At 65.2% G+C, this 20,700-nt stretch carries 16 protein-coding genes; 1 reads left to right on the top strand and 15 read right to left on the bottom strand.

Going from position 1 to position 20,700, the window contains the following annotated elements; all coding sequences use genetic code 11:
- Window positions 1-61 precede the first annotated feature (61 nt).
- The 3 genes from Q368_RS0102605 to Q368_RS0102590 all read right to left on the bottom strand — a co-directional run bounded on the left by Q368_RS0102605 (window position 62) and on the right by Q368_RS0102590 (window position 3,312).
- Window positions 62-1,042, bottom strand: a complete 981-nt coding sequence (locus Q368_RS0102605) for an AraC family transcriptional regulator (protein ID WP_052359982.1) — start codon at window positions 1,040-1,042, stop codon at window positions 62-64.
- A 1,032-nt stretch (window positions 1,043-2,074) separates the two neighbouring features.
- On the bottom strand, window positions 2,075-2,656 hold the full coding sequence (locus Q368_RS0102595; protein ID WP_029457174.1) for an antibiotic biosynthesis monooxygenase: 582 nt from the start codon (window positions 2,654-2,656) through the stop codon (window positions 2,075-2,077).
- A gap of 8 nt (window positions 2,657-2,664) precedes the next feature.
- Window positions 2,665-3,312: a hydrolase gene (locus tag Q368_RS0102590; protein WP_029457173.1), complete on the bottom strand. Its 648-nt coding sequence runs from the start codon at window positions 3,310-3,312 to the stop codon at window positions 2,665-2,667.
- A 211-nt stretch (window positions 3,313-3,523) separates the two neighbouring features.
- Here Q368_RS0102590 and Q368_RS0102585 point away from each other — a divergent pair, with 211 nt between their 5' ends.
- Window positions 3,524-4,282, top strand: a complete 759-nt coding sequence (locus Q368_RS0102585) for a hypothetical protein (protein WP_029457172.1) — start codon at window positions 3,524-3,526, stop codon at window positions 4,280-4,282.
- Window positions 4,283-4,813: 531 nt separating this feature from the next.
- Here the strand turns inward: Q368_RS0102585 and asnB (Q368_RS0102575) are convergent.
- The 12 genes from asnB (Q368_RS0102575) to Q368_RS0102520 form a co-directional block, all read right to left on the bottom strand.
- Window positions 4,814-6,721: an asparagine synthase (glutamine-hydrolyzing) gene (gene asnB / locus Q368_RS0102575; RefSeq protein ID WP_029457170.1), complete on the bottom strand. Its 1,908-nt coding sequence runs from the start codon at window positions 6,719-6,721 to the stop codon at window positions 4,814-4,816.
- A gap of 56 nt (window positions 6,722-6,777) precedes the next feature.
- Window positions 6,778-7,998: a glycosyltransferase family 4 protein gene (locus Q368_RS0102570; protein ID WP_029457169.1), complete on the bottom strand. Its 1,221-nt coding sequence runs from the start codon at window positions 7,996-7,998 to the stop codon at window positions 6,778-6,780.
- A gap of 9 nt (window positions 7,999-8,007) precedes the next feature.
- Window positions 8,008-8,880 carry a class I SAM-dependent methyltransferase gene (locus tag Q368_RS0102565; protein WP_029457168.1) on the bottom strand — a complete coding sequence of 291 codons (873 nt, stop codon included), beginning with the start codon at window positions 8,878-8,880 and terminating at the stop codon, window positions 8,008-8,010.
- 2 nt (window positions 8,881-8,882) lie between these two features.
- Window positions 8,883-10,745: an asparagine synthase (glutamine-hydrolyzing) gene (gene asnB / locus Q368_RS0102560; protein WP_029457167.1), complete on the bottom strand. Its 1,863-nt coding sequence runs from the start codon at window positions 10,743-10,745 to the stop codon at window positions 8,883-8,885.
- A gap of 99 nt (window positions 10,746-10,844) precedes the next feature.
- Complete coding sequence (locus Q368_RS0102555) at window positions 10,845-11,801, bottom strand: glycosyltransferase family 2 protein (RefSeq protein WP_029457166.1); 957 nt, start codon at window positions 11,799-11,801, stop codon at window positions 10,845-10,847.
- Between the two features lie 46 nt (window positions 11,802-11,847).
- Window positions 11,848-13,518, bottom strand: coding sequence for a hypothetical protein (locus Q368_RS0102550; protein WP_029457165.1), 1,671 nt, complete (start codon window positions 13,516-13,518; stop codon window positions 11,848-11,850).
- Window positions 13,502-14,641, bottom strand: a complete 1,140-nt coding sequence (locus tag Q368_RS0102545) for a hypothetical protein (RefSeq protein WP_029457164.1) — start codon at window positions 14,639-14,641, stop codon at window positions 13,502-13,504. Before Q368_RS0102545 ends, Q368_RS0102550 begins: the two co-directional genes overlap by 17 nt.
- 13 nt (window positions 14,642-14,654) lie before the next feature.
- Entirely contained in the window at window positions 14,655-15,602 is a 948-nt protein-coding gene (locus Q368_RS0102540) for an HlyD family secretion protein (protein WP_029457163.1), read from the bottom strand.
- On the bottom strand, window positions 15,603-17,276 hold the full coding sequence (locus Q368_RS0102535) for a TolC family protein (RefSeq protein ID WP_029457162.1): 1,674 nt from the start codon (window positions 17,274-17,276) through the stop codon (window positions 15,603-15,605).
- 20 nt (window positions 17,277-17,296) lie between these two features.
- The gene (locus tag Q368_RS0102530) at window positions 17,297-18,001 is read right to left on the bottom strand and encodes an ABC transporter ATP-binding protein (RefSeq protein WP_029457161.1); all 705 of its coding nucleotides are present in this window, start codon (window positions 17,999-18,001) and stop codon (window positions 17,297-17,299) included.
- Window positions 17,994-19,247: an ABC transporter permease gene (locus tag Q368_RS0102525; protein WP_029457160.1), complete on the bottom strand. Its 1,254-nt coding sequence runs from the start codon at window positions 19,245-19,247 to the stop codon at window positions 17,994-17,996. Before Q368_RS0102525 ends, Q368_RS0102530 begins: the two co-directional genes overlap by 8 nt.
- Window positions 19,248-19,308: 61 nt before the next feature.
- A complete protein-coding gene (locus Q368_RS0102520; protein WP_029457159.1) occupies window positions 19,309-20,586 on the bottom strand; it encodes an aminotransferase class I/II-fold pyridoxal phosphate-dependent enzyme in 1,278 nt (425 codons plus the stop codon).
- Window positions 20,587-20,700: the final 114 nt, after the last annotated feature.

Raw genomic sequence — 20,700 nt, 5'->3', positions numbered from 1 at the left:
GGAGTCGCCGGCACGCACACAGAAACTCTCCGTGGCGACGACAGACAGAGCCGAGACGTTCTTAGGTCATGCCACGGAGATGGCTGTATTCCTTGGGATTGAGACCGTAGCGCTCCCGGAAGGCTCGACTGAAATGGCTCAGGCTCTGATATCCGATCTGATAGGCGACTTCGCTGACGGTCACACCGCCGGAAACAAGCAACTCTCTGGCATGCTCAAGACGGGAGTCCCGAAAATATTCGAAAACAGGCTGCCCATAGACCTGCTTGAACCCGTATTTCAGCTTCTTCTCATTGAGCCCCACCGCCCTGGCCAGCGCAGACAGGCCCGGCGGGCTGTCGTAGTCCCGGACAAGCAGGTGTCGCGCTTCCCGGATGCGTTCGATGTCGGCCTTGTATATGCGGGGCGGTGCCTTTCGTTTCTTTTCCAGAGAGCCAAGGCACTCCTCCACTTGCATTGCCACCAGCTCCAAGACCCGGCTTTCAAGAAACAGCCTGGCTGTCTGCCTGGCATACGGTTGGAACAATATCTGAGAGAGCAGAGATTTCTTGGGCGCTCGCATGGTACCGTTCCAATGGAACTGCTCCTTGCCTCCTTTGATCATGGCAGCGAATGATCTGGGGAGTGTTTTGCTCGGTTCTTGCAAGTATTCATCCAGGAAATCCGGTGTAGCCAGAATGCTTACAAGAGACACTCCGGCGTGCCTGTCGCTTTCGATAGAGCCGGATGTGTGAGGAAAATAGTAGATGCCATTACTTCCGGACGGATGGAGACGTTTTTGATTTTTAAGCATGCCGTCGTAATAGCAAAACCGATTGGCCCCGGAGAGGATGAACCCGAATTGGACAGGCGCGTTTTCGATTTCAAATTGGAACTTCGCCTCCTCAATCGGGAGCACACCGGAGACGTTCAACAAAAGGCCTGGGCGTAATGCAGCCTGTCTGGTTTCCGGGGCCAGTACCCCGTCTCGCGACTCCACGGAGAGCGTAATTTCTCCGTTGCATCCAGCCTGTTCCTTATGGATATTTATACGATATTTCATCACTAATGCTCCATGACGCCCTCTCTCATTATTGATAAAGATTGTCAATCTCGCCTAAAACCATCCCATGACAGGAGGAATAATGAAACTCTCTCCCGTCGTTGCCCACATCTGAGCCTGATCCTGCTTGTCGGGAAAATCTCGCCCGACCATTTGAGCCGGAAGAATACGCTGCGTCTTGCTCCGCTGTGGAGGTAAGCCAGGAGCAAAACCTTGTCCTGGCCCGCAGCGGCGTCGAGATTTTTCCAGAAGTCTTCCTCGGACGGGACGCATCATGGCTCCTTTTCTTCCGGGAAGCTGCTGGCCTCAGGCTCGCCACCGGCGCACTCTCGACGTCATGCCGCGCATGGCGTACCAAAGTTCACGCCCCCCCGCTTCACGAGAGACCAGATCTGAATTCACCACGACGACGGCTCAGCCAGGAAACCCAGGGGGTGTAGCTGGAGACGCGGGTGACGCGCGTGCCGGTCCGACCGGGACGCCGAGCTCGCGCATGCGTCCGATGGGCGGCGCACGCCTGCCGGCCTCGCTGCCATAGCGGGCCACGAACTACCCGCCCTGGAAGACCATGCGGTCCTGGATGGCGATGCCGCCGCCAAGGCGCGCACGCGTTCGAGATTGCGCGGCGAGATCGTCCCGGCGGCGAAATCCTCGTATTCCGCCCCGGACCTCTGGGTGAACAGGTTGTGGGCCAGGCGCACGTTCAGCTCGCCCCGCCCGGCCAGATGGTCGTCACTTCGTAGTCGTCGGGAGAGTTCTGGAAATCGTCTCCGGCGTCGATGCAGTTGGTCAGCCCAGGCGGTTGCGCTCGCGCAGGAAGTGCCGGGTGGAGTTCCCTGGTCGTCGAAGCCGAGCTTGGAGCCCATGGCCAGGGAGGCGCAGCGACTCAGGCCCGGCGTGCTGGGCCAGATCCGCCCCGTCGCCGACGGCCAGGATGCGGCCATCGACCATGGCCACGTCCGTGACCTGCGGTTTTTTCGAATCCAGGGTGGCGATGCGTCCGTTGGCCAGCGCGAGAGCGGCAGTTTGCGTTCATGGCGGCGCATCCTTTGCGGCAGGAAACAGCCAGCGGGCCAGCATGCGGGTGACGGCGGGCATGACCAGATAGGTCATGAGGAGCACGATGACCGCCGTTTCCACGAAACCGACGAGCCAGGGCGAAAGGCCACCCACGAACGGGGCGAAGACCATTCCCACGAGATTGACGAGGACATAGATGGCGACGATCGTCACCAGCGCCATCTTCCAGCGCGGCGGCGGGCCGTCCGCGGCGGCCCGGGGCGAGGCGAACCAGAACTCCAGGCCGTAGCCTTTGCGGTAGCGGATGGGGGAGGCCCGGAAATGCTCCGACTTGCGCAGCCATTCGCCGCGCGCGTGGGAGGTTTCCCAGGCCAGCAGATGCTCCAGGGAATCGAAGCGGAAGATGACGCGGTATTCATCGGAAGCCTCCCCCGGCCGCATGACGATGTTGCCGAGGTGCCCGGGAAAACGTGCCGCTTCCGCGAGGATGCCCTGATGCCAGGCTTCGAACGCCGCTTCCATGCCCGGTTTGATCCTCCAGGCCGCGATCACGGTGAGCGGTCCGGAAGCGTCGATCGCGGCCTTGTCGTCCATGTCGCCCCTCACTTCCCCGCTACCCGGCTGGCGGGCGCACCGTGCACCATGGTGTAGGCGTATTCCACGCCCTGGCCATACGCGCCGCCATGTTCCTTCACCACGGCCAGCACGTCGTCGTAGGTTTCCTTGCGCGCCCAGTCGCGCTGGTATTCGAGCAGCACCTGGAGCGCCGTGACCGGAACGGCCCCGGCCTGTTCGATGCGACGCATGGCGGCGTTGTGGGCGGCAAGGCTCGTGCCGCCCGAGGCGTCCTCCACCGCGTAGACTTCGTAGCCCGCGCCCAGGGCCTCCAGGGCCGGAAAGACCAGGCAGACCTCGGTCCACAGGGCGGCCATGACCAGCTTCTTGCGCCCGGTCGCGGCCACGGCCTTCACAAAAGCCTCGCTCTCCCAGGAGTTCATGCTGGAGCGTTCGATGGGCTCCTGTCCCGGGAAGATAGCCAGGAGCTGCGGCCACATGTTCCCGGAGAAACTCTTCGTTTCCACGGTGGTCAGGATGGTGGGGATCTTGAAGATGCTGGCGGCCTTGGCCAGCAACAGCACGTTATTGAACAGCGTCTGGCGATCGATGTTCGCCACGCCGAAAGTCATCTGCGGCTGGTGATCGATAAAGATCACCGCACTATTTTGGGGGTTCAACAGCTCGGTTTGCATCGCCTCCTCCTTTGGGAGTCGCAAATTTCATACCTTTGCCGTATATAAACATGGAACGGTAAATGTCACCGCCTTTCCCTGGAACATCCCCCAGCCCCATCGGCCTCGCCCCCCCCGGTCGCGCCCGGAGGCGGCGGCTCTGTCTTGCCAAGCGTGCATCCACAGGATACCAGCAGGTAAGCACACGATATTCCCAAGGGAGTATGCACGCATGGTTGGAAACGAATACGCCGACGACCTCAAGCAGGAATTGCTCACGGAGATGGCGGACAATTTCTTTTCCCGCCGCCGCCGCCTGGACGAACGCCTGGAGGCCTTTGCCGGCATGCGCGAAAAGGTCGCCCGCCAAGGAGTACTCGCCCTGGCCAGATGGCGGGCCTTCCGCAAACTCCTCCTCGACAGCGCCCCGGCCGACCTGTTCCTCTCCAGCCTGGGCTACGACATCGCGCAACTGTCCGCCTTCGAGGATAAAAACGCCATCACCCCGCATACCCGCACCGCCATGGGCCTCACCGCCAGCGGCCGCTACCGGAGGACCGTGCGCAACGCCTACGAAGACCTGCGCCGGGAACTGGAACTCTACAACGAAGGCACCTTCGTCCCCGACCCCCGCGACCCGCGCCGCAAGGCCCGCGTGCCGGGTTTCAACCACCTCATGGCAACCGCAAAGGCGCTCAACCAGGAAATCGAATCCGTCAACTCCTGCCAGTGCCCGTCCGAGATGCTACGCTTCACCCGATCGCTCGACCCCGAACGCCAGGAACAGGAACATACCTGCGGCGGCATCGGCGACGCCTGCCGCCTCAACGAAGAACTCGCCTACGCCTGCCTGGACCTCTCCTGCCTCAATGTCCCCGTGCTGCCCACACCCCCTGCGCTGGACAACGTCAGCGACACCCTCGACGCCCTCACCGACGTCCTCTACCAGGTCGATCCGGCCGGCGTGAAAGCGGCGATGACGGCAAACTGAAGACGACGGGATGGAAAGGGGAAGATAGGCGAAGGAAGGAGAGCAGAGCAGAGAAAGATGCCTCCGGCGGCCGGGGGGGATCATCCCCCCCGGACCCCCTGGACGGGGAGGTTGGGAGCGGGTGGAAGCGTGGTCGGTGCGCGGTGCGTCGGGGTCTGTGTTCTCGGAAATGGGTCGTCCGTGCTGGCCGGCTTTGCGGCCTGCGGGGCCGACCCATTTCCGAGAACACGGGCGCCAGCGGCGAAGCGCCGCATTTTGAGAAATTAGGTCAGTAAAATTCCTTCAAACTCGCCCCGAAGGGGCGACGGGCCTGCGAGGCCGGAATTTCCCCGGCGAGCCAGGAGCGCAGCGACGGCATCGCCGGGGAAATTCCGGCCTCGCCGACGCACGCCCGCCCACGACCACGCTTCCACCCGCTTACCATCTCCCCCATTGAGGAGGTCCAGGAGGGGGTCACCCCCTCCTGGCCGCCGGAGGCATCTTCACTCTTCTCTTCCTCTTCTCTTCCTCTCCGCTCCATCTACGCTCCCATCACAAATATCGCCGCAACCACAGTTCGAGCATGACCAGCGCATAGATCCGCTTGCCGTGGTCCGCCACTCCCGTCTCATGCGCATCGAGCACCCCCTGTACGGCTTCCGGGCGGGCGATGTCGCGCTCCACCCGGCCGCCTGTCAGCAGATCGCGGGCGAATGCGCGCAGGGGGCCGCGAAACCAGCCGCTGACGGGCAGGCCGAAGCCGCGTTTGGGTTGGCCAACGATGCGCGGCGGCAGCATGTCGGCAAACGCCCGACGCAGCAGGTATTTGCCGGTGCGACCGCGCAGTTTGAGCCGTGCGGGCAGGCGTGCGGCGAAGGAAGCGAGTTCCACGTCGAGGAACGGCGAGCGGCCTTCCAGGGCGTGGGCCATGGCCATGCGGTCGGCTTTGACGAGGAGGTCGCCGGGCAGGTAGACGCGCACGTCCGCGAACAGGCCGCGATCGAGGTTGTTGTCGGCCGTGGCGGCGGCGAAGGCTTCGGCGTAGAGGCCGACGGTGTCGTCGGGTCTGGCGGCGCGGGCGAAATCCGGGCGCAGGAACGCCTCCCGGTCCCAGGGGGAGAAGTAGGAACCCCAGCGCACGAGGCTGGCGGCGCGGGGCACGCGCACGGCCTGGGCCAGGCGTTTGAGGCCGGCGCGCCAGTCGGCTTCCACGGGCACGTCGCCGCGGGCGCGGAGTTTTTCCGCCAGCCAGGGCACGAACCGGCGCGTCAGGCCGTGGGGGAGCTTCGCGTAGAGGTCGGCCAGGGGATCGAGCCAGTAGCGCTGGTAGCCGGCGAACATTTCGTCGCCGCCGTCGCCGTTTAAGGCCACGGTCACGTGCTCGCGGGTGAGGCGGCACAGGTGCCAGGAGGCCAGGGCGGAGGGATCGGCAAACGGCATGTCCGTGGCCGCGACCACGTCTTCCATGACGGCGCGCGCCGCGTCGAAGCCGACGGTGAATTCGGTGTGCTGCGTGCCGTAGCGCGCGGCAACGGCCCGGGCCTTGTCGGTTTCGTTGAAGGCTTCCTCGGTGAAGCCGATGGAGAAGGTGCGCACGGGCCGGTCGGTGAGCCCGGCCATGACCGCGGTGACGATGCCGGAATCGACGCCGCCGGAGAGGTGCGCGCCGAGCGGCACGTCGGAAACGAGGCGCAGGCGCACGGCCTCGGTGACGCGCGCGCGCAGTTCGGCGGCGAGGTCATCCGCGCTGCCCGTGAGCTTGGGCAGGTAGTCGAGCTGAAAATAGCGCTCGGGCCGGCCTTGGCCATTTCGCCAGGTCATGGCGTGGCCGGGCGGCAGGGAGCGGATGCAGGCAAAGCCCGTGGCCGGCTCGGGCACGTGCTGGAGCGTCAGGTAATGGGCCACGGCCGAGGGGTCGAGGCGCGGATGCACGTCCGGATGGGCGAAAAGCGCCTTGGGCTCGGAGCCGAAGGCGATGCCGCCGCCGGGAAGCGCCGTATAATAAAGCGGCTTCTTGCCGAAGGGGTCACGGGCCAGGAAGAGTTCCCGCTTCGCGGCGTCCCAGATGGCCAGGGCGAACATGCCGCGCAGGCGCGTGACGCAGCGCGGCCCCATCTCCTCGTAGAGGTGGATGATGGTCTCGGTGTCGCCGGAGGTGGCGAACACGTGGCCTTTGGCCGCAAGCTCCTCGCGCAGCGCGGCGAAATTATAGATTTCGCCGTTGAAGACGATGGCGAGCCGGCGGGATTCGTTGAAAAGCGGCTGGTCGCCGGTGACGAGGTCGATGATGGCGAGCCGGCGGTGCCCCAGGGCCGCGCCGCCGCCGGAAGAAAACAGGTCGCGGTAGAAGCCTTCGCCGTCAGGGCCGCGGTGGGCGATGGCGTCGGTCATGGCGGCAAGGCTCTCGCCGACCTCCCCTTCCCCGCCCCGCAGGCTCACGAATCCGCAGATGCCGCACATAACAAGCGTCGCCTTTTGCTATCCGACTACAACAACGAACAACGGCACCCCGAACCTCAGCGCGCCGCCTGGGCGCACAGCGCCGCATACGCCTCGGCCACCACGCGCCAGGAGTATTCGCGCACGACTTTTTCCCGGCCGGCCTGCCCCAGCCGCCAGCAGAGGTTGCGATCGGCGACGAGCCGGGCGACGACCGCCGCCAGCGCGGCGGCATCGTCCGGGGGCACGAGAAAACCCGTGCGTTCTTCTTCCACAAGCTCCTCGTTGCCGGCGATGCGCGTGGCGGCCACGGCCAGTCCCGAGGCCATGGCCTCGAGCACGGCGTTGGGCATGCCCTCGTCGCGCGAGGGGAAAACGAACGCGTCGGCATGACGCAGCGTTTCCGGCATGTCGGCGCGGGACACCCAGCCGGCGAAGCGCACCTTGGCGGCAAGCCCCAGGCGCGCGGCCATGGCGGCAAGATCGGCGCGCAGCGGCCCGTCGCCGATGATCGTCGCCTCGAAGCAGGCCTCCCCAGGCAGGCGGGCCAGGGCTTCGAGCAGCACGTCGAGCCCCTTTTGCCGCACGAGCCTGCCGACGAAAACGAGTCGCACCGGCCCTTCGCGCGAGAGCTCCTCGGCGGGCGTAAAGCGCGTGGCGTCCACGCCGTTCGGGATCATGCGGATGGGGACCGCGCCGGCCGAGCGCGCGGCCAGATCGGCCAGTCCCCGGCTGTTGGCCACGACCGCGGCAGCACGGCGCCACAAGAACCGGATCAGCGGCGCGGTCAGACGGTGGTAGCCGGCCAGGTCGTAGGGCTGGAAGCCCGGCACGTCGCCGCCGCGCAGGGAAACAACGTAGGGCACGCCGCGAAGGAGCCTGAGCAGCCATGCCGCCGGCCCGCATGGGATGCCGAAAAAGGCCACGCAGGCGCCCGGCCGCCACGCCCCGGCCGCAACCGGCAGATACGCGCACGCGCTTGCCAGAAACGACAGCATCTCGAGCGGCGAACAATGGTCGGCATGCCTGCGCACGGCCGGAAGGCGGCGGATTTCGAAGCCGTCCACCCGCTCACGCGCCGGCAGACCCTTGTACGCGGCCGTGACCACGCGCACGTCATGCCCGAGCGCCGCCAACTCCCGCGCCATGTTCGCCGTCGCATTCCCCGCTCCGCCGCCTAGCGGGGGGTACTCGTAATTGAGGAGAAGAATGCGAGAGAGGAACCCTTTTTGAGGAAAAGGGTTCCTCTCTCGCGCTCTCTCCTCCCAAAAACTTTTTATAGGGGGTTGGGTAGCCATATGAAGTCCCTACTGAGCATCGGTCAAAGGGGGCCGGGGGGGATTATCCCCCCCGGCGGAGGAATCCAGGGGAGGCAGCGCCTCCCCTGGCCGCCGGAGGCACGCCACGAGCGTCGCACGCGTGACGGCGAGCAGGCCATGGTCGCGGTCGCGGTAGTCGGGGTGCAGGCGGCCTGCGACCTGGGCGAAGGCTTCGGGGTCGCTTTCGTAAAATGGCACGGTGACGTCGAAGCCGGCGGCGGTCAGGGCACTGATGTGGTCGTCGCAGCGCCAGGGGCCGCGTTCGCCGGGCGCGGGCCGGCGTTTCCCGGCGCGGCCGGACAGGAGCAGCCGGTGGTAGGGATAGCGGGAAAGCGGTTCGCGGAAATCCACGCACGTGACGACGACGCCGCCGGGGCGCAGCACCCGGCGCAGGATCGCGACCATTTCGCGCGGCTCGCCGGGACCGGCCGGCTCGGCGATCACGGCGTCGAAAAAAGCGTCGGGAATATCGGCCAGTCGCGCGGCGCGCGCGACCGAGACGGCATACTTCACCTTGGGGTGCATGGTGGTCATGGCGGCGAGGTGCTTGGCGTCCGCGCCCACGTCGAAGCCGGGCCGGGAATCGTGGCACACGGCGCGCGCCGCGCCGTGTGCCGCCAGGGCGTAGCCCGCGCCATTGGTCGGGCCGCAGCCGATCACGAGCAGGCTGGCCCCGGGAATGGCCAGTCCCTGCCGCGTAAGCTGCAACACGGCGGCATCGACCACCGTGAAAGGGTCCAGGGCCTGCGCGGGCTCCAGCCGGAACTGCGGCACAATGCGGCCGAGGCGGGCGAAACGTTCCTCGCCAAGGAGCGCGCGCAGGCGGCGGGCGACGACGTAGCCGAGCAGATCGCGGTCCATGCTCACACCCCCGAAAGCGCGGCGTGGCGCAACACCCAAAGGTTCCACAGGAAAAGGCGGTGGTCTGCCCTGCCCTGGCGTTGCTCGCGGATGCGGTCCGCGGCGTAGCCGGCATCGAGGGGCGCCTCGAGAGGCGAGGGATCGCCCATGGGCAGCAACCCTTCCGCCAGCCAGCGGCCGACGGGCACGCCGAAACCCTGCTTCTTGCGGTAGATGACGTGCCTTGGCAGAAGCGGCTCCAGGGCTTTTTTGAGGATGTACTTGGTGGTGCCGTTTCGGAATTTGAAACGGTGCGGGATGCGGCGCACATAGTCCGTAAGCTCGCCGTCGAGAAACGGCGCGCGCACCTCCAGGGAATGCATCATGCCGGCCCGGTCGGTTTTGACCAGGATGTCGTCCTGCATATAAAGCCGCGTGTAGAACTCCATGGTCTTGTCCACCATGTCGCGCGACGGGCAGGCGTCGAAGACTTCGACGGCTTCGCTGTAGAGTTCCTCGGGGTCCACGGGCTCGCGAAATAGCGCGGCGATGCCCTCGGGATCGAGCGGCCCGAGCCAGACCGGGTTCCAGAACCTGGCCGGATGGGAAAGGCCGCGCAGGAAGCGGTTTATCTTAAACGACATCGCCATGTAGCCGTGGCCCACGGGCAGGCGCGCGGCGAGCAGCGCCAGGGCGTCGTGCAGGGGCTTCGGCGCAAGGCGGGAATAGCACTTCGCGACGCGGATGGCCTTGAACGGATCGTAGCCGGCGAAAAGCTCGTCCGCGCCGTCGCCGCCAAGGGCCACGGTGACGTGGCTGCGCGTCTCGCGGCACAGGAGCGCCGTGGGGATGAGCGACACGTCGCCCATGGGCTCGTCGAGGCGGCCGACAATGTCGGGCATGAGCGCCAGGGCGTTGCCAAGGGTCAGCGTGGCGACGTGATGCGCGACGCGGCAGCAGGCCGCGGCCTCGCGCGCCTTGCCCGACTCGTCGAAAGCCGGGTCGTCGAAGCCGATGGAAAAGGCGGCCACATCCGGGGCGTGGCGCGCGGCCAGGGCGGTCACGGCCGAGGAATCGACGCCGCCGGAGAGAAACACCCCGAGCGGCACGTCGCTCATGAGCCGCCTGGCCACGGCCGCGTCGAGCAGCTCCAGGACACGCGCCGCCATACGCGCCTCACCGGCCGCGACAAGGGACTCGTCCGGCTCCAGGCAAAACGACCACCAGCGGCGTTTGACGACCGCGCCGTCGCGCACGTCCACGAGCAGGCTTTCGCCGCCCGCGAGCTTGTGCGTGCCGGCATAAAGGGCGTTCGGCGCGGGGATGAAGCCGTAGGCGAAATACTTGCGAAGCGCCGTGCGGGAAACCGTGGCCCCGGCCAGGGCCGGATGCGCGACCAGGGCGGTAAGCTCGGAGGCGAAAGCGAAGAAACCGGGCCGCGCGGCATAGAAAAAGGGCTTCTTGCCGAAGCGGTCACGGCAGCAGAAAAGCACCCCCCGGCGCTTGTCGTAGAGGGCGAAGGCCCACATGCCGCTTAAGTGCGAAGGCAGTTCCTCGCCCCACTCGCGCCAGCCGTGGAGCAGCACTTCGGTGTCGCTGTGGTCGGTAACGAAGCGGTGGCCGCGCGCCTCGAGCCGGCTGCGCAGGGCCTCGTGGTTGTAGATCTCGCCGTTGTAGGTGACGACAAGGGCCCCGTCAGCCGTCGCCATGGGCTGGCGGCCGCCTTCGAGGTCGATGATGGCGAGGCGGCGATGGGCCAGATGCACGCCCGCGGCCGGGTCGGCATAGACGCCCTCCCCATCCGGACCGCGCCGGGAAAGCCGCGCGTTCATGGCGGCAAGCGCTGCCGCGTCCCCGGGGCCGAGGAAACCGCAGATGCCGCACACGGCCTAGCCCCCCTTGCCTGCCCGGCGCGTTCGCGCCGGCCGCCGGTCTGTCTTCGTCGTACTGGACAAGGCCGCAGATTTCCGCACGGAAGACCCCCTTCAGGGCTCCTTACAGTTACGCGTGCAGTCCACGATATAGGTCGGCTTGTCCTGGGATTCGTGGTAGGTGCGCATGAGGATCTCGGCGATAAGGCCCATGAAGATGGCGATGATGCCGATGAGCATGAACATGACCACGGCCAGGGGCAGCGGCGTCTCGATGAAGCTCTTGCCCAGAAAGAATTTGCAATAGAGCATGAAGAGGAAAAACCCGATCGAGGCCGCGATGCTGGCCAAACCGAAGCCGCCGAAGAGGTACATCGGCTTCTGGGCGTACTTGTCCAGGAATTTGACGGTCATGAGGTCCAGGATGACCTTGACCGTGCGCTCGATGCCGTACTTGGACTCGCCGTGGATGCGCGGATGGTGGGCGACGCCCACCTCGGTCACGCGCGCGCCCTGCCAGGCGGCGTGGATGGGGATGAAACGGTGCATCTCGCCGTAGAGCTTCACGCCCTTGATGATCGCGCGGCGATAGGCCTTGAGCGAACAGCCGTAGTCGTGCAACCGCACCCCGGAGATGACGGAGATGAGCCCGTTGGCCACGCGGCTGGGAAAATTGCGCTTGATGGGGTTGTCCTTGCGGTCCTTGCGCCAGCCGGAGACCACGTCGTAACCCTCGTCGAGCTTGGCGAGCAGGCGCGGGATGTCGGCCGGGTCGTTTTGCAGGTCGCCGTCCATGGGGATGAGGATATCGCCCCGGGCCATGTCGATGCCGGCCATCATGGCCGCGGTCTGACCGAAATTGCGGCGCAGATGCACGACGCGGATGCGGTCGTCGCGACAGGCCAAAGCGTCCAACCGTTCGCGCGTGGCGTCGCCCGAACCGTCGTTGACCAGAATGATCTCGTACGGATGGCCCAGGCCCGGCAGCACGGCGTCGAGCTTGTCGTAAAGCGGCGCGATGTTGTCTTGCTCGTTGTAAAGCGGAATGATGATGGAAAGCATATCCGGCATGGCTTACGACCTTGGCTATTCGACGTTGCAGGCGCGCTGGGACATTTTACGGTGCGGCGGCCGGCGTTTTTTCGGACAGAAGCGGCCGCAGGTCCACCAGACGCACGCCGGGTTCGGGGCTTGTATAGGGGAATTTCGCCGCGTCGAGAAGGGCGAATTTGCCGGGCGTCGCGGCAAGGGCCGCGATGCGGGCGTCAAAGGGCGCGAAAAGCGGCCCCTTGACGGCGGCCCCGGGCGTCAGGTCCGCTTCGCGCACGACCATGTGCGTGACGCCGTAGGCCCTGGCGAAATCGAGCACCATGGCCGGGTCCTTGGCGTAATAGGCCTCGGCCTGATGCGCCAGGCGCGGATAATACATGGCCCAGTACCCCGTACTCCAAGGGTGTGCCAGCTCATAGGAGGCCACGACGTTGCGCCGGCCGAAAGTGAGTACGTTGTCGAGCAGCTTGGGATTGCCGGCTAGAAGCGCGTCCTTGGGCAGGCGCGCCACGGCCGCGTAAAGCGGCGCGTCCGCGCGGTAGTCGTAAAGTCCGGCGCCGCTCAAGCGCCACATGCCAAGCGCCAGGGCCGCGACGCAAAGGGCGGCGCGCCCGGCCGGCGCGGCCAGGGGCCGCGCCAGGGCGTGGCGCAGTGCCACGGCAAGCCCCAGGGCGTAGAGCATATTGACGGTGTAAGCGATGTAGCGGTCGGGCACGAAGAGCCTGAGCGCCACGATCCGCGCCAGCACATAGAGCAGCAGGGACCCGACCAGCAGCGCGGCCGCCTGCCGCCCGGCACGGGAGGCAAGTTGCGGCCACGGCGCGCGGCGCAGGCCGATGACGAGAAACGGCAGCAGCACGGCAAGGCTCACGATGCCGGCGAAAAGGCCGATGTCGAGAAAGAGGCCGATGCTCTCGAAGGGCCAGTACACGAGGTCGAAAAAGGGGTTGGGCAGAGGGTAGAGATCCAGGCGGCCGGCAGCGGAAAATTCGGGCGCGGCGGCCAGGGTCTTGCGCCCGACAAGGGGGCCGAACCCGGCCGTGGTCAGGCCGTGGTTGAAGGCCCAGACCAGGGCGGCGGCAGCGAGAAGCGCCGCACCGTGCCAGGGCCGCGCCGGAAAGACGCCGGCTTCCCGGTCCGTGATGCGGGCCCAAAAGACGTCGCAACAGGCGCAAAAGGCGCAGAGTACGGCGATATAGGGAATAAAAAGCGCCTGGGCGAGCAGGGAAAGCGCCATGCCCAGGCCGCTGCGGCGCACCCAGGCGAGAAAAAAAAGCGCCAGAAACGGCGGCGCAAAGGAGCGCGACAGGCCGCCGGAAATGCTTTTGATGAAATACGGCAGACAGCAGGCCATGGCCGCGCAGACAAACCCCAGCATCCGGCCTTCGAGAGCCGCGCCCATGCCGAAAAAGGCCAGCGCCAGCACGACGAACAGGCCTCCGGTCAGCCATTTGGAAAACGCCAGGGGATCGATGCCGCTGCCTTTGGCCGCGGCGTAGTACAGCGCCTTGAGCGCGGGCGGCACATAGGCCGCGGCGTAGTCGCCGAGCAGATCGGACGGATAGAGGGAAGGGTCGAGCCAGCGGGCCATCCAGAAGAGTTGCTGGCGCACGTCGTCGTTGACGACACAGGGCGAGGCCAGCCCCAGGCGATGGGCCACGAAAAAGACGGCCAGGGCGCACAGCGCGACGGCGAACCAGTCGCGCCGCAGCGCCGGCCCGTCAGACGGCGCGGTCATAAAGCCGGAAAATCTTGTACCGTTCGCCACCGTAATCGAGCAGCGTCTTGTTCCACTGTTCCAGGGATTCCGGGATCAGGGAGCAGTCGCAGTATTCCATCTTGGGATGGTTTTCGAGGAAGTTGACGATGATGTTGAGGATGATGGCGTGGTGCAGGCGTTTCCACTGATGGGACTTGGCCACGCCCATGATGATGGCGCGGCAGTGGGTAAGCGGGCGCACGCGGCAATCCCAGAGCAGCCGGAGCTTCTGCCACAGACCGAACTTGCCGTTGAACTTCTTCACCGAGCGGTTCATGTCCGGGGAAACGACGGAAAAGGCCACAATGTCGTCGCCGTCGAGGATCATGCTTTCGAGATCCGGGCGCACCAGGGGCTGCAACGTGACGAAGATATCCTGGAACTGCCGGTCGGTGAGGGGAATATGGCCCCAGTTCTTGCCCCAGATGTCGTTGAAAAGCTCCTTGACCTGCGGCGCGCGCTTGGCGAAATCCTTGCGCTCGATGGGCAGGATTTCGCACTTCTGGCGCGAAAGAATGGCGTCGCGCATCTTGGCCAGCTTTTTCGCGTCCATGCCCGGCTTCCAGCAGATGCGGTAGGCGTACCAGTCGTAGGTTTTGGTAAAACCCCAGGAGGTGACGAGGTCTTCGTAATAGGGGGGATTGTGCGTCTGCATCATGCACGGCGGGCTGTCGTAGCCGTACACAAGCAGGCCCACTTCGTCGTAGATGGAAAAGGACAGCGGCCCGAGAATCCGGGTCTTGCCGCGTTCGCGCACCCAGGCGGCCGCGGCGTCGAACAGGGCGTGGGCGGTCTCGCGGTTGTTTTCGCACTCGAAGAAACCGAAAAAGCCGGTCTCGGCGTCGTGGTGCTTCTCGTAGAGGCCGTTGATCTGGGCGCTGATGCGCCCGACGATGCGGTCGCCCCGCCGCGCCAGGAAGTATTCGGCCTGGCCGAACTCGAAAAACGGCCCCTTGTCCCGGTCCAGGAATTCGCGCTGCATGGGAACAAGCGGCGGCACCCACAGCGGGTCGTCGCGGTATATTTCCCAGGCGTAGCGGATGAAGGCCTCCAGATCGGCCTGACCGGCCACTGGTGCGATAACGAGAGTGGAATCGCTCATGATAAGGGTCCGATCATTTCCCGGGCTGGATGATGATCTGCCCCTTGAGGCCTTCCTTGAGTTCGAGACCCGGATTGGGGATGGTCAACTCCACATCGTAATACGAGGGCTGCTGCAACGTGGCGGGGATGGGCGCCCAGGGGATACGCGACACCGAAGCGGCGTATTTCTTGCCGGGAATGGAGTCGAAGGTGACCGTGGCCGCCATGTTTTCCTTGAGCTTTTGCGCTTCGATTTCGTGGACCTGCGCGCGGATGATCATCGGGTCCAGGGTGCCGACCTGGAACAGCTCCGCTTCCTTGGCCAGCTTGACGCCGCTTCGCAGTTCCGGGTTCATCCACATGACGAAGCCGTCGATGGGCGCCTTGATGATGCCTTCCTTGGGCACCTTGCCAATGCCCGCGCCCTTGCCGAAATGGTCTTCGGCCAACTCCACGCGATCGTTCAGGATCTCCCTGGTCAAGGCGAGCTGTTCGGTAATCGAGATTTTGTCCTTGCGGAACACCTCGATTTCCTTGGCGTTCATGGCAATGGACTGCTGGGAGGCCATGTTGCGCTGGCTCATGGCCGCAAGTTCCTTGGACTTGGCGGTAAGGCGGTCGATCTCCTTGTCCGCTTCGGCGAGCTTGTGCTCGAGCTCCTTGATGTTGGCCGGCGAGAGTTTGGTCTTCTCGTCCATGCGCGTTTCAAGGGGAATCTCGTAGGTGGCGAGCACCTCGTTTTTCTTGACCTTCTGGCCGATATGCCCGGAAAGCGCGGTGATCTTGGCGTTATACGGCAAGAAGACCGACAATTTGACCGGACTGTAGAGCTTGCCCGAGAAATTGATTTCCGCGGGCCGGAAAGAGGCCGCTTCCGGCTGTCCTGCGGCAGGCGCGGCGGGCTTGTCCTGGGCCGCGCACGGGAACGCGGCGGCCGCGACGAGGCAACCGGCGGCCGCAAGCGAGGCGAAAAACCGCATCTAGTTGTTCTCCATGACACTGGCGTTGATGTAGCGGTCCTGGAAGTCGCCGGAGATGCTGCGCACGCTCAGCATGGCGACGTCCCGGTCGTACAGCTTGAGCAGCAGGCTCTGGCGGCTGTCGAGGTAGTCGGCCATGGCCTTGACGATGGCGTCGTACTCGGCCTGGCCGGAGTCGTAGCGGAACTGGGCCTGCTGGGTGGTGAGCTTTTGCAGTTCCGCCGAGGATTCGGCCAGCTTGACGTCGGAATTGGCCGACCGCAGCTTGGCCAGGGCCTGCTGGAACTCGCTCATGACGGAGAACTCGATATTACGCCCCTCGACGTTGAGCTGGGCCATCTTCTTGTATTGCCGGCTCACGTCGCGGCCCTTCGTCCACCAGTCAAACGGGAAATTAAACGTCACGTTCGGATACATGAAGGGCAACGAGGTCGTATCGTCCTTGTAGGACGAGTCGTTGAGCGTGGACACCGAGGTGAAGCCGAAGGAGAACGTCGGGAGGAAGTGGATGTAGGACAGGGCGATGTTCTTGCGCTGCAGCGACTTTTCGTATTCGTGGATGCGCAGCTTGAAGGAGTGCTTGCGCAGGGATTCATCGCTCACGTTGGCCGGGTTGAAATCCTCGAGCACCTGCTGCGAGGCGTGGTTCAGGTCCACGGTGACCTTTTGGACAAAGGGAACGCCCATGATGAACTTGAGCTCGTCGAGCAGCACGGACTTGGTAGTGCGCATCTTTTCGGCCTCGGCCTTGGCCAGGGTCACCCGCGTTTCAGCGATGCGTACGTCGAGCTGGGCGCCCTGGCCGAGCCCGGTCTTGGTCTTGGCGTATTCCAGGTTCTTGGCGGCGAGGTCTTCTTTCTCCTTGGCGAGGTTCATCATGGATTCGGTCATGCCGAGCTGGAGAAAGGTGGTGCCCAGGCGCAGCAGGCCCTGGTCGATGACTTTGAGGTGGGAAAGCACGGCGATGTTGACGAGTTCTTTTTTCGCCTGCACCTCGAAGGCGGTCAGCAGCGGGTTCCAGGCCCCGGTGGTGAAATTCAGGTCATAGGTCTTGCGGTTGCGGTTGTTGGAGTTGCCCGCGTAAACGGCATTGGCCGCACTGATGGAATTGGACAGGTTCTGGGTCGCGTCCGAGGAGGCGTTGTTGAACACGGACTGGTAGGCGCTGGAGGCCACGGTGTTCTTGTACTCGGGCAGACGCAGATAAAATGTGGTGCTGAGGACGACGGTGGGGATGTACTGGGAATAGGCATCCCCCACATCCAGGCGCTTGGATTCGATTTCGATGGAACTTTTGGTCAGAAGCGGCGACTGGGCCAGGGCCACGCGCACGCACTCCTGGAAGTCGGCGGGCGAACGCACCGTGGTCGCGCCCAGGGCCAACTTGGACGAGGCCTTGGCAAAGCTCGGGGCCGGGTCGTCATCGGCGGCCTTGGCCGCAGGTACGGGCGCAGGCGCCGACGCGGCGGGCGCCGACGCGGTCCCGGCCGGTGCTTTCACCTTGTCCTTGGTGTAACGGTCCGCCGGACCCGCCGTGGCAAGGCCGGCCGACAGCGCCAGTACCAGAAAAAACACCGCCGCCTGCGACAGGCGGGCCGCCTTCCCGGTCGCAGTTCGGGCGGCGACGCCTCCCCCGGCCGTCTCCCCCAATCCGCTGGTCAAATGCCTGGCCATGCGCTCCTCCCCGTCGAGCGTTAACCGTTCAGATAGCCATCCGTCAGGACGCATTTTCTCGTGCAATGCTCGGCCGTCATGCCGTCGTGGGTGACCACGACCATGGCCGTGCGCGCTTCTTCCGTTATCTTCGTGAAGTACTCCAATACACGCAGGCTGTTTTCCCGGTCAAGCTGCCCGGTGGGCTCATCCGCCAAAATAAATTCCGGCTCGTTGACCAGCGCCCTGGCGATGGACACCCGTTGCCGCTCGCCGCCCGACAGGCGGTTGGAGGGCTGGTGGATGCGGTGGTCCAGGTTGACCATGCTGAGCGCCTCCTTGATGCGTTCGGGCCGATCCCGGCGGCGCACCCCGGCGTAGATCAGCGGCAGCTCCAGGTTTTCGTACACCGTGGAGTTTTCGAGCAGGTCGCACGTCTGGAACACGAAGCCGAGCATCTCCCGGCGAAAGATTGCCTGCTGGTCGCGGCTTAAGGATAGCACGTCCACGCCCGCCACCTTGTAGCCGCCGGTGGAGGGCGGCTGAAACAGCCCCAGGATGAAAAGGAGCGTGGACTTGCCCGATCCAGACGGGCCCATGACCGCCACCATCTCGCCCCGGCGCACGTGCAGGTTGACGTCCTTGAGCACGCGGATCGGTTCGAGCCCGGAGTTGTAGGTCTTGGTCAACCCGTTGATGTCGATGACAAGCTCGTTGTCGTCGAACGCGGCAGTCTGGTTACTCATAGCGCATCGCATCCACCACCTGCATCCGGCTGGCCCGGATGGAGGGATACAGGCCCGCGCCGATGCCGAGCACCGCCGCGAACACAATGCCCATAAGCAGGCAGAAAAAGAACAGCCCCTCGGGCGGCCGGGAGCCGAGCATGCGGCTCATGTATTCGATGCCGATGCGCCCGAGGATCACGCCGAAGACCGACGAGGACATGGTGACGCACAGCGCCTCGAACAGGAACTGGTAGAGGATGTCGGTGTCGAGCGCGCCCATGGCCTTCTTGAGGCCGATTTCCCGCGTGCGGCTCGTAACCGTGGCCATCATGATGTTCCAGATGCCGAAACCGCCGAGAATCATGGTGGCGACGATGGAGCAGTAGATGAAAAGCTCCACCCACCAGAAGATGCGCTGCACCTGCTTGAGCGGTTCCCAGGCCACGTTGACGCGCAGCCCCCGGTCGATCTGGTTGGCCTTGACCACGCCCGGAATGGCCCTGGCCACCGGGCCCACGTCGTCCCAGGTGGCGCAGCGCACGTAGGCGCTGTAGGGCATGGAAATGTTGACCACGCGGGCCCGGGCCGTGGTGATGGGCAGGAAGACAAACTGGGCGCGGTCACCGGCGCGCACGCCGCCGAGGACGCCGACAACGGTATAGAGGTTGTCGTCGATGGAGAGCACCTTGCCGAGCGCCTGCTGGTCGCCGCCGAACATCTGGCGGGCGAGGTCCGTACCGACCACGCACACCCGCGCGCCCTCCTCCACGTCGCGTTCGTCGAAAAGCCTGCCGGCCGCGGCGTTGAACGAGAACACGTGCCAATAGTTGGCTTCGCAGCCCACGAGGTTGAAGCCGAAGAGCCGGTCCTGCCAGGTGGTGAGCGCGCTGGTCTTGAGCGCGACCTTGGTGATGTCCGTCACGCCCGGAATGCGCGTCAGGGCCTCGAGGGTGCTGTCGCGAAACCACTCCTGGCGTTCCAGCGGCTGCTGCTCGAACATCACGTTGATGATGGTCGCGCCGCCGAGCAAATCGAGGTCGTTGTTGAAATTTTTCTTGAGGTCGTTGCCCATGGTGATGATGACGATGAATCCCGCCATGCCCAGGGCAATGGAGGCCAGGACGCCGATGTAGCGCCGACGCTTGCGCACGACCTCGCGCACGCTGACGCGCACGAGGTCGTAATACCGCATCGGCCCGGAACCGCGACGCCTGATGCGATCGAGTTCCGCGACGGTGATCTGTTTCCGTTTTCCTATGGCCATAATAGAGCTTCGGGGAGCGCCTTCCCGGCGTTCCCGCGCCTATACCGGAGGCGTGGGCGCTTTACAAGTACGAGAGCCTGGAGCGCCCCTCGGCGTCTTCAGCGGCGCAGACCGCGTCCGGATCCTCGGCCAGATCGCATTCGCGCACGTGGAATTCCCTGGCCAGACGGTCGAGAACGGACAGGACGACGTCGAGCTGGCGATCCTCATGGGTGCTCATGTAGGCCGTGCGGATCAGGGCCTGCCCGCGCGGCACGGCCGGGTACACCGCCGGCAGGGCGAAGATGCCCGCCTCGAACAGGGCCCGGGAGAACTGGAAAGCCTTCTCGTCGGAGCCGATGATGATGGGGATGATGGGCGAGGCCGAGCCGCCAATGCGCAGGCCGATGTCCTTGTAGGCCTGGCGCATGCGCACGGTGACTTCATGGAGGCGGTCCACCCGCTCGGGCTCGCGCTCGAGGATATCCAGGCAGGTGAGCACGGCCACGGTGTTGGCGGCCGGCAGGGCGGCGGAGAAAATCTGCGTGCGCGACTGGTAGCGCAGGTAGCGCAGCATGTCCTCGTCGTCGGAGGCGATGAAGCCGCCGATGGAGGCCATGGATTTGCTGAACGTGCCCATGATGAAGTCGACCTTGTCCGTGATGCGGAAATGGTCCGCCGCGCCGCGCCCGCCCCGGCCGAACACGCCCAGGCCATGGGCGTCGTCGAGGTAGAAGACGACTTCGGGATGGCTGTCCTTGATGGCGGCCAGCTCGTCGAGCACGGCCAGTTCGCCGGACATGCTGAACACGCCCTCGGTGACGAGGAACACGTCGCCGTCCGGGCGGGCGGCCTTGGCGTCCTCCACGCGTTTGCGCGCCTGGGCGGCGTCGTTGTGAGCGAAGGTGACGAGTCGGGCCCGGGTGTTCTTGATGCCTTCAAAGATGCTGGCGTGGTTCTCGCGGTCGCAGATCACGGTGTCGGTCGGGGTGACCAGCACGCCGAGCGCGCCCATGTTGGTGCTGAACCCCGTGACGTGGACCACGGCCTGCTTCTTGCCGACGAAGGCCGCCAGCCGCTCTTCCAACAGATGGTGCAGCACCATGTTGCCGCTTAAAAAACGCGAACCGCCGGGGCCGGTGCCCCAGTCGTAGACGGCCCGGGCCGAGGCGTCCATGACCCGGGGGTCGTGGGACAGGCCCAGGTAGTCGTTGGAGCCGATCATGATGAGCCGGCGGCCTTCCACCTCGACCTCGGTGCCCCAGGTCTTGGCGATGGGCCGGAAATAGGGGTTGATGCCCTGGGCGGAAATGCTCGAATGCAGGCTATTGAAGTGCTCGCAGCGCTGGCGCAGTCTCATGGCGTTCGTTATTTCCTCGCGTGGTTTGGAAAGGCGGCGGCTCGGATGGGGTCAGGCGACACGCCGCGCCGGCGGCGTTCGGTCCCCCGCCGGCTGCCGGCACATGGCCGGAAA

The organism is Solidesulfovibrio alcoholivorans DSM 5433 (genome assembly GCF_000702665.1).
In the GTDB taxonomy this organism is placed as follows: domain Bacteria; phylum Desulfobacterota; class Desulfovibrionia; order Desulfovibrionales; family Desulfovibrionaceae; genus Solidesulfovibrio; species Solidesulfovibrio alcoholivorans.
Note: the sequence above shows the minus strand (reverse complement) of the source record. Positions and strands in the feature narration are given on the sequence as shown.

Excerpts from the sequence above, each read along its gene's own strand:
- Q368_RS0102525 (WP_029457160.1), bottom strand. The coding sequence starts at position 19,247 with ATGGCCATAGGAAAACGGAAACAGATCACCGTCGCGGAACTCGATCGC.
- Q368_RS0102585 (WP_029457172.1), top strand. The coding sequence starts at position 3,524 with ATGGTTGGAAACGAATACGCCGACGACCTCAAGCAGGAATTGCTCACG.
- Q368_RS0102550 (WP_029457165.1), bottom strand. The coding sequence starts at position 13,518 with ATGACCGCGCCGTCTGACGGGCCGGCGCTGCGGCGCGACTGGTTCGCC.
- Q368_RS0102535 (WP_029457162.1), bottom strand. The coding sequence starts at position 17,276 with ATGGCCAGGCATTTGACCAGCGGATTGGGGGAGACGGCCGGGGGAGGC.
- Q368_RS0102590 (WP_029457173.1), bottom strand. The coding sequence starts at position 3,312 with ATGCAAACCGAGCTGTTGAACCCCCAAAATAGTGCGGTGATCTTTATC.
- Q368_RS0102570 (WP_029457169.1), bottom strand. The coding sequence starts at position 7,998 with ATGGCTACCCAACCCCCTATAAAAAGTTTTTGGGAGGAGAGAGCGCGA.
- Q368_RS0102605 (WP_052359982.1), bottom strand. The coding sequence starts at position 1,042 with ATGAAATATCGTATAAATATCCATAAGGAACAGGCTGGATGCAACGGA.
- Q368_RS0102565 (WP_029457168.1), bottom strand. The coding sequence starts at position 8,880 with ATGGACCGCGATCTGCTCGGCTACGTCGTCGCCCGCCGCCTGCGCGCG.
- Q368_RS0102595 (WP_029457174.1), bottom strand. The coding sequence starts at position 2,656 with ATGGACGACAAGGCCGCGATCGACGCTTCCGGACCGCTCACCGTGATC.
- Q368_RS0102540 (WP_029457163.1), bottom strand. The coding sequence starts at position 15,602 with ATGCGGTTTTTCGCCTCGCTTGCGGCCGCCGGTTGCCTCGTCGCGGCC.
- Q368_RS0102530 (WP_029457161.1), bottom strand. The coding sequence starts at position 18,001 with ATGAGTAACCAGACTGCCGCGTTCGACGACAACGAGCTTGTCATCGAC.
- Q368_RS0102555 (WP_029457166.1), bottom strand. The coding sequence starts at position 11,801 with ATGCCGGATATGCTTTCCATCATCATTCCGCTTTACAACGAGCAAGAC.
- asnB (WP_029457170.1), bottom strand. The coding sequence starts at position 6,721 with ATGTGCGGCATCTGCGGATTCGTGAGCCTGCGGGGCGGGGAAGGGGAG.
- Q368_RS0102520 (WP_029457159.1), bottom strand. The coding sequence starts at position 20,586 with ATGAGACTGCGCCAGCGCTGCGAGCACTTCAATAGCCTGCATTCGAGC.
- Q368_RS0102545 (WP_029457164.1), bottom strand. The coding sequence starts at position 14,641 with ATGAGCGATTCCACTCTCGTTATCGCACCAGTGGCCGGTCAGGCCGAT.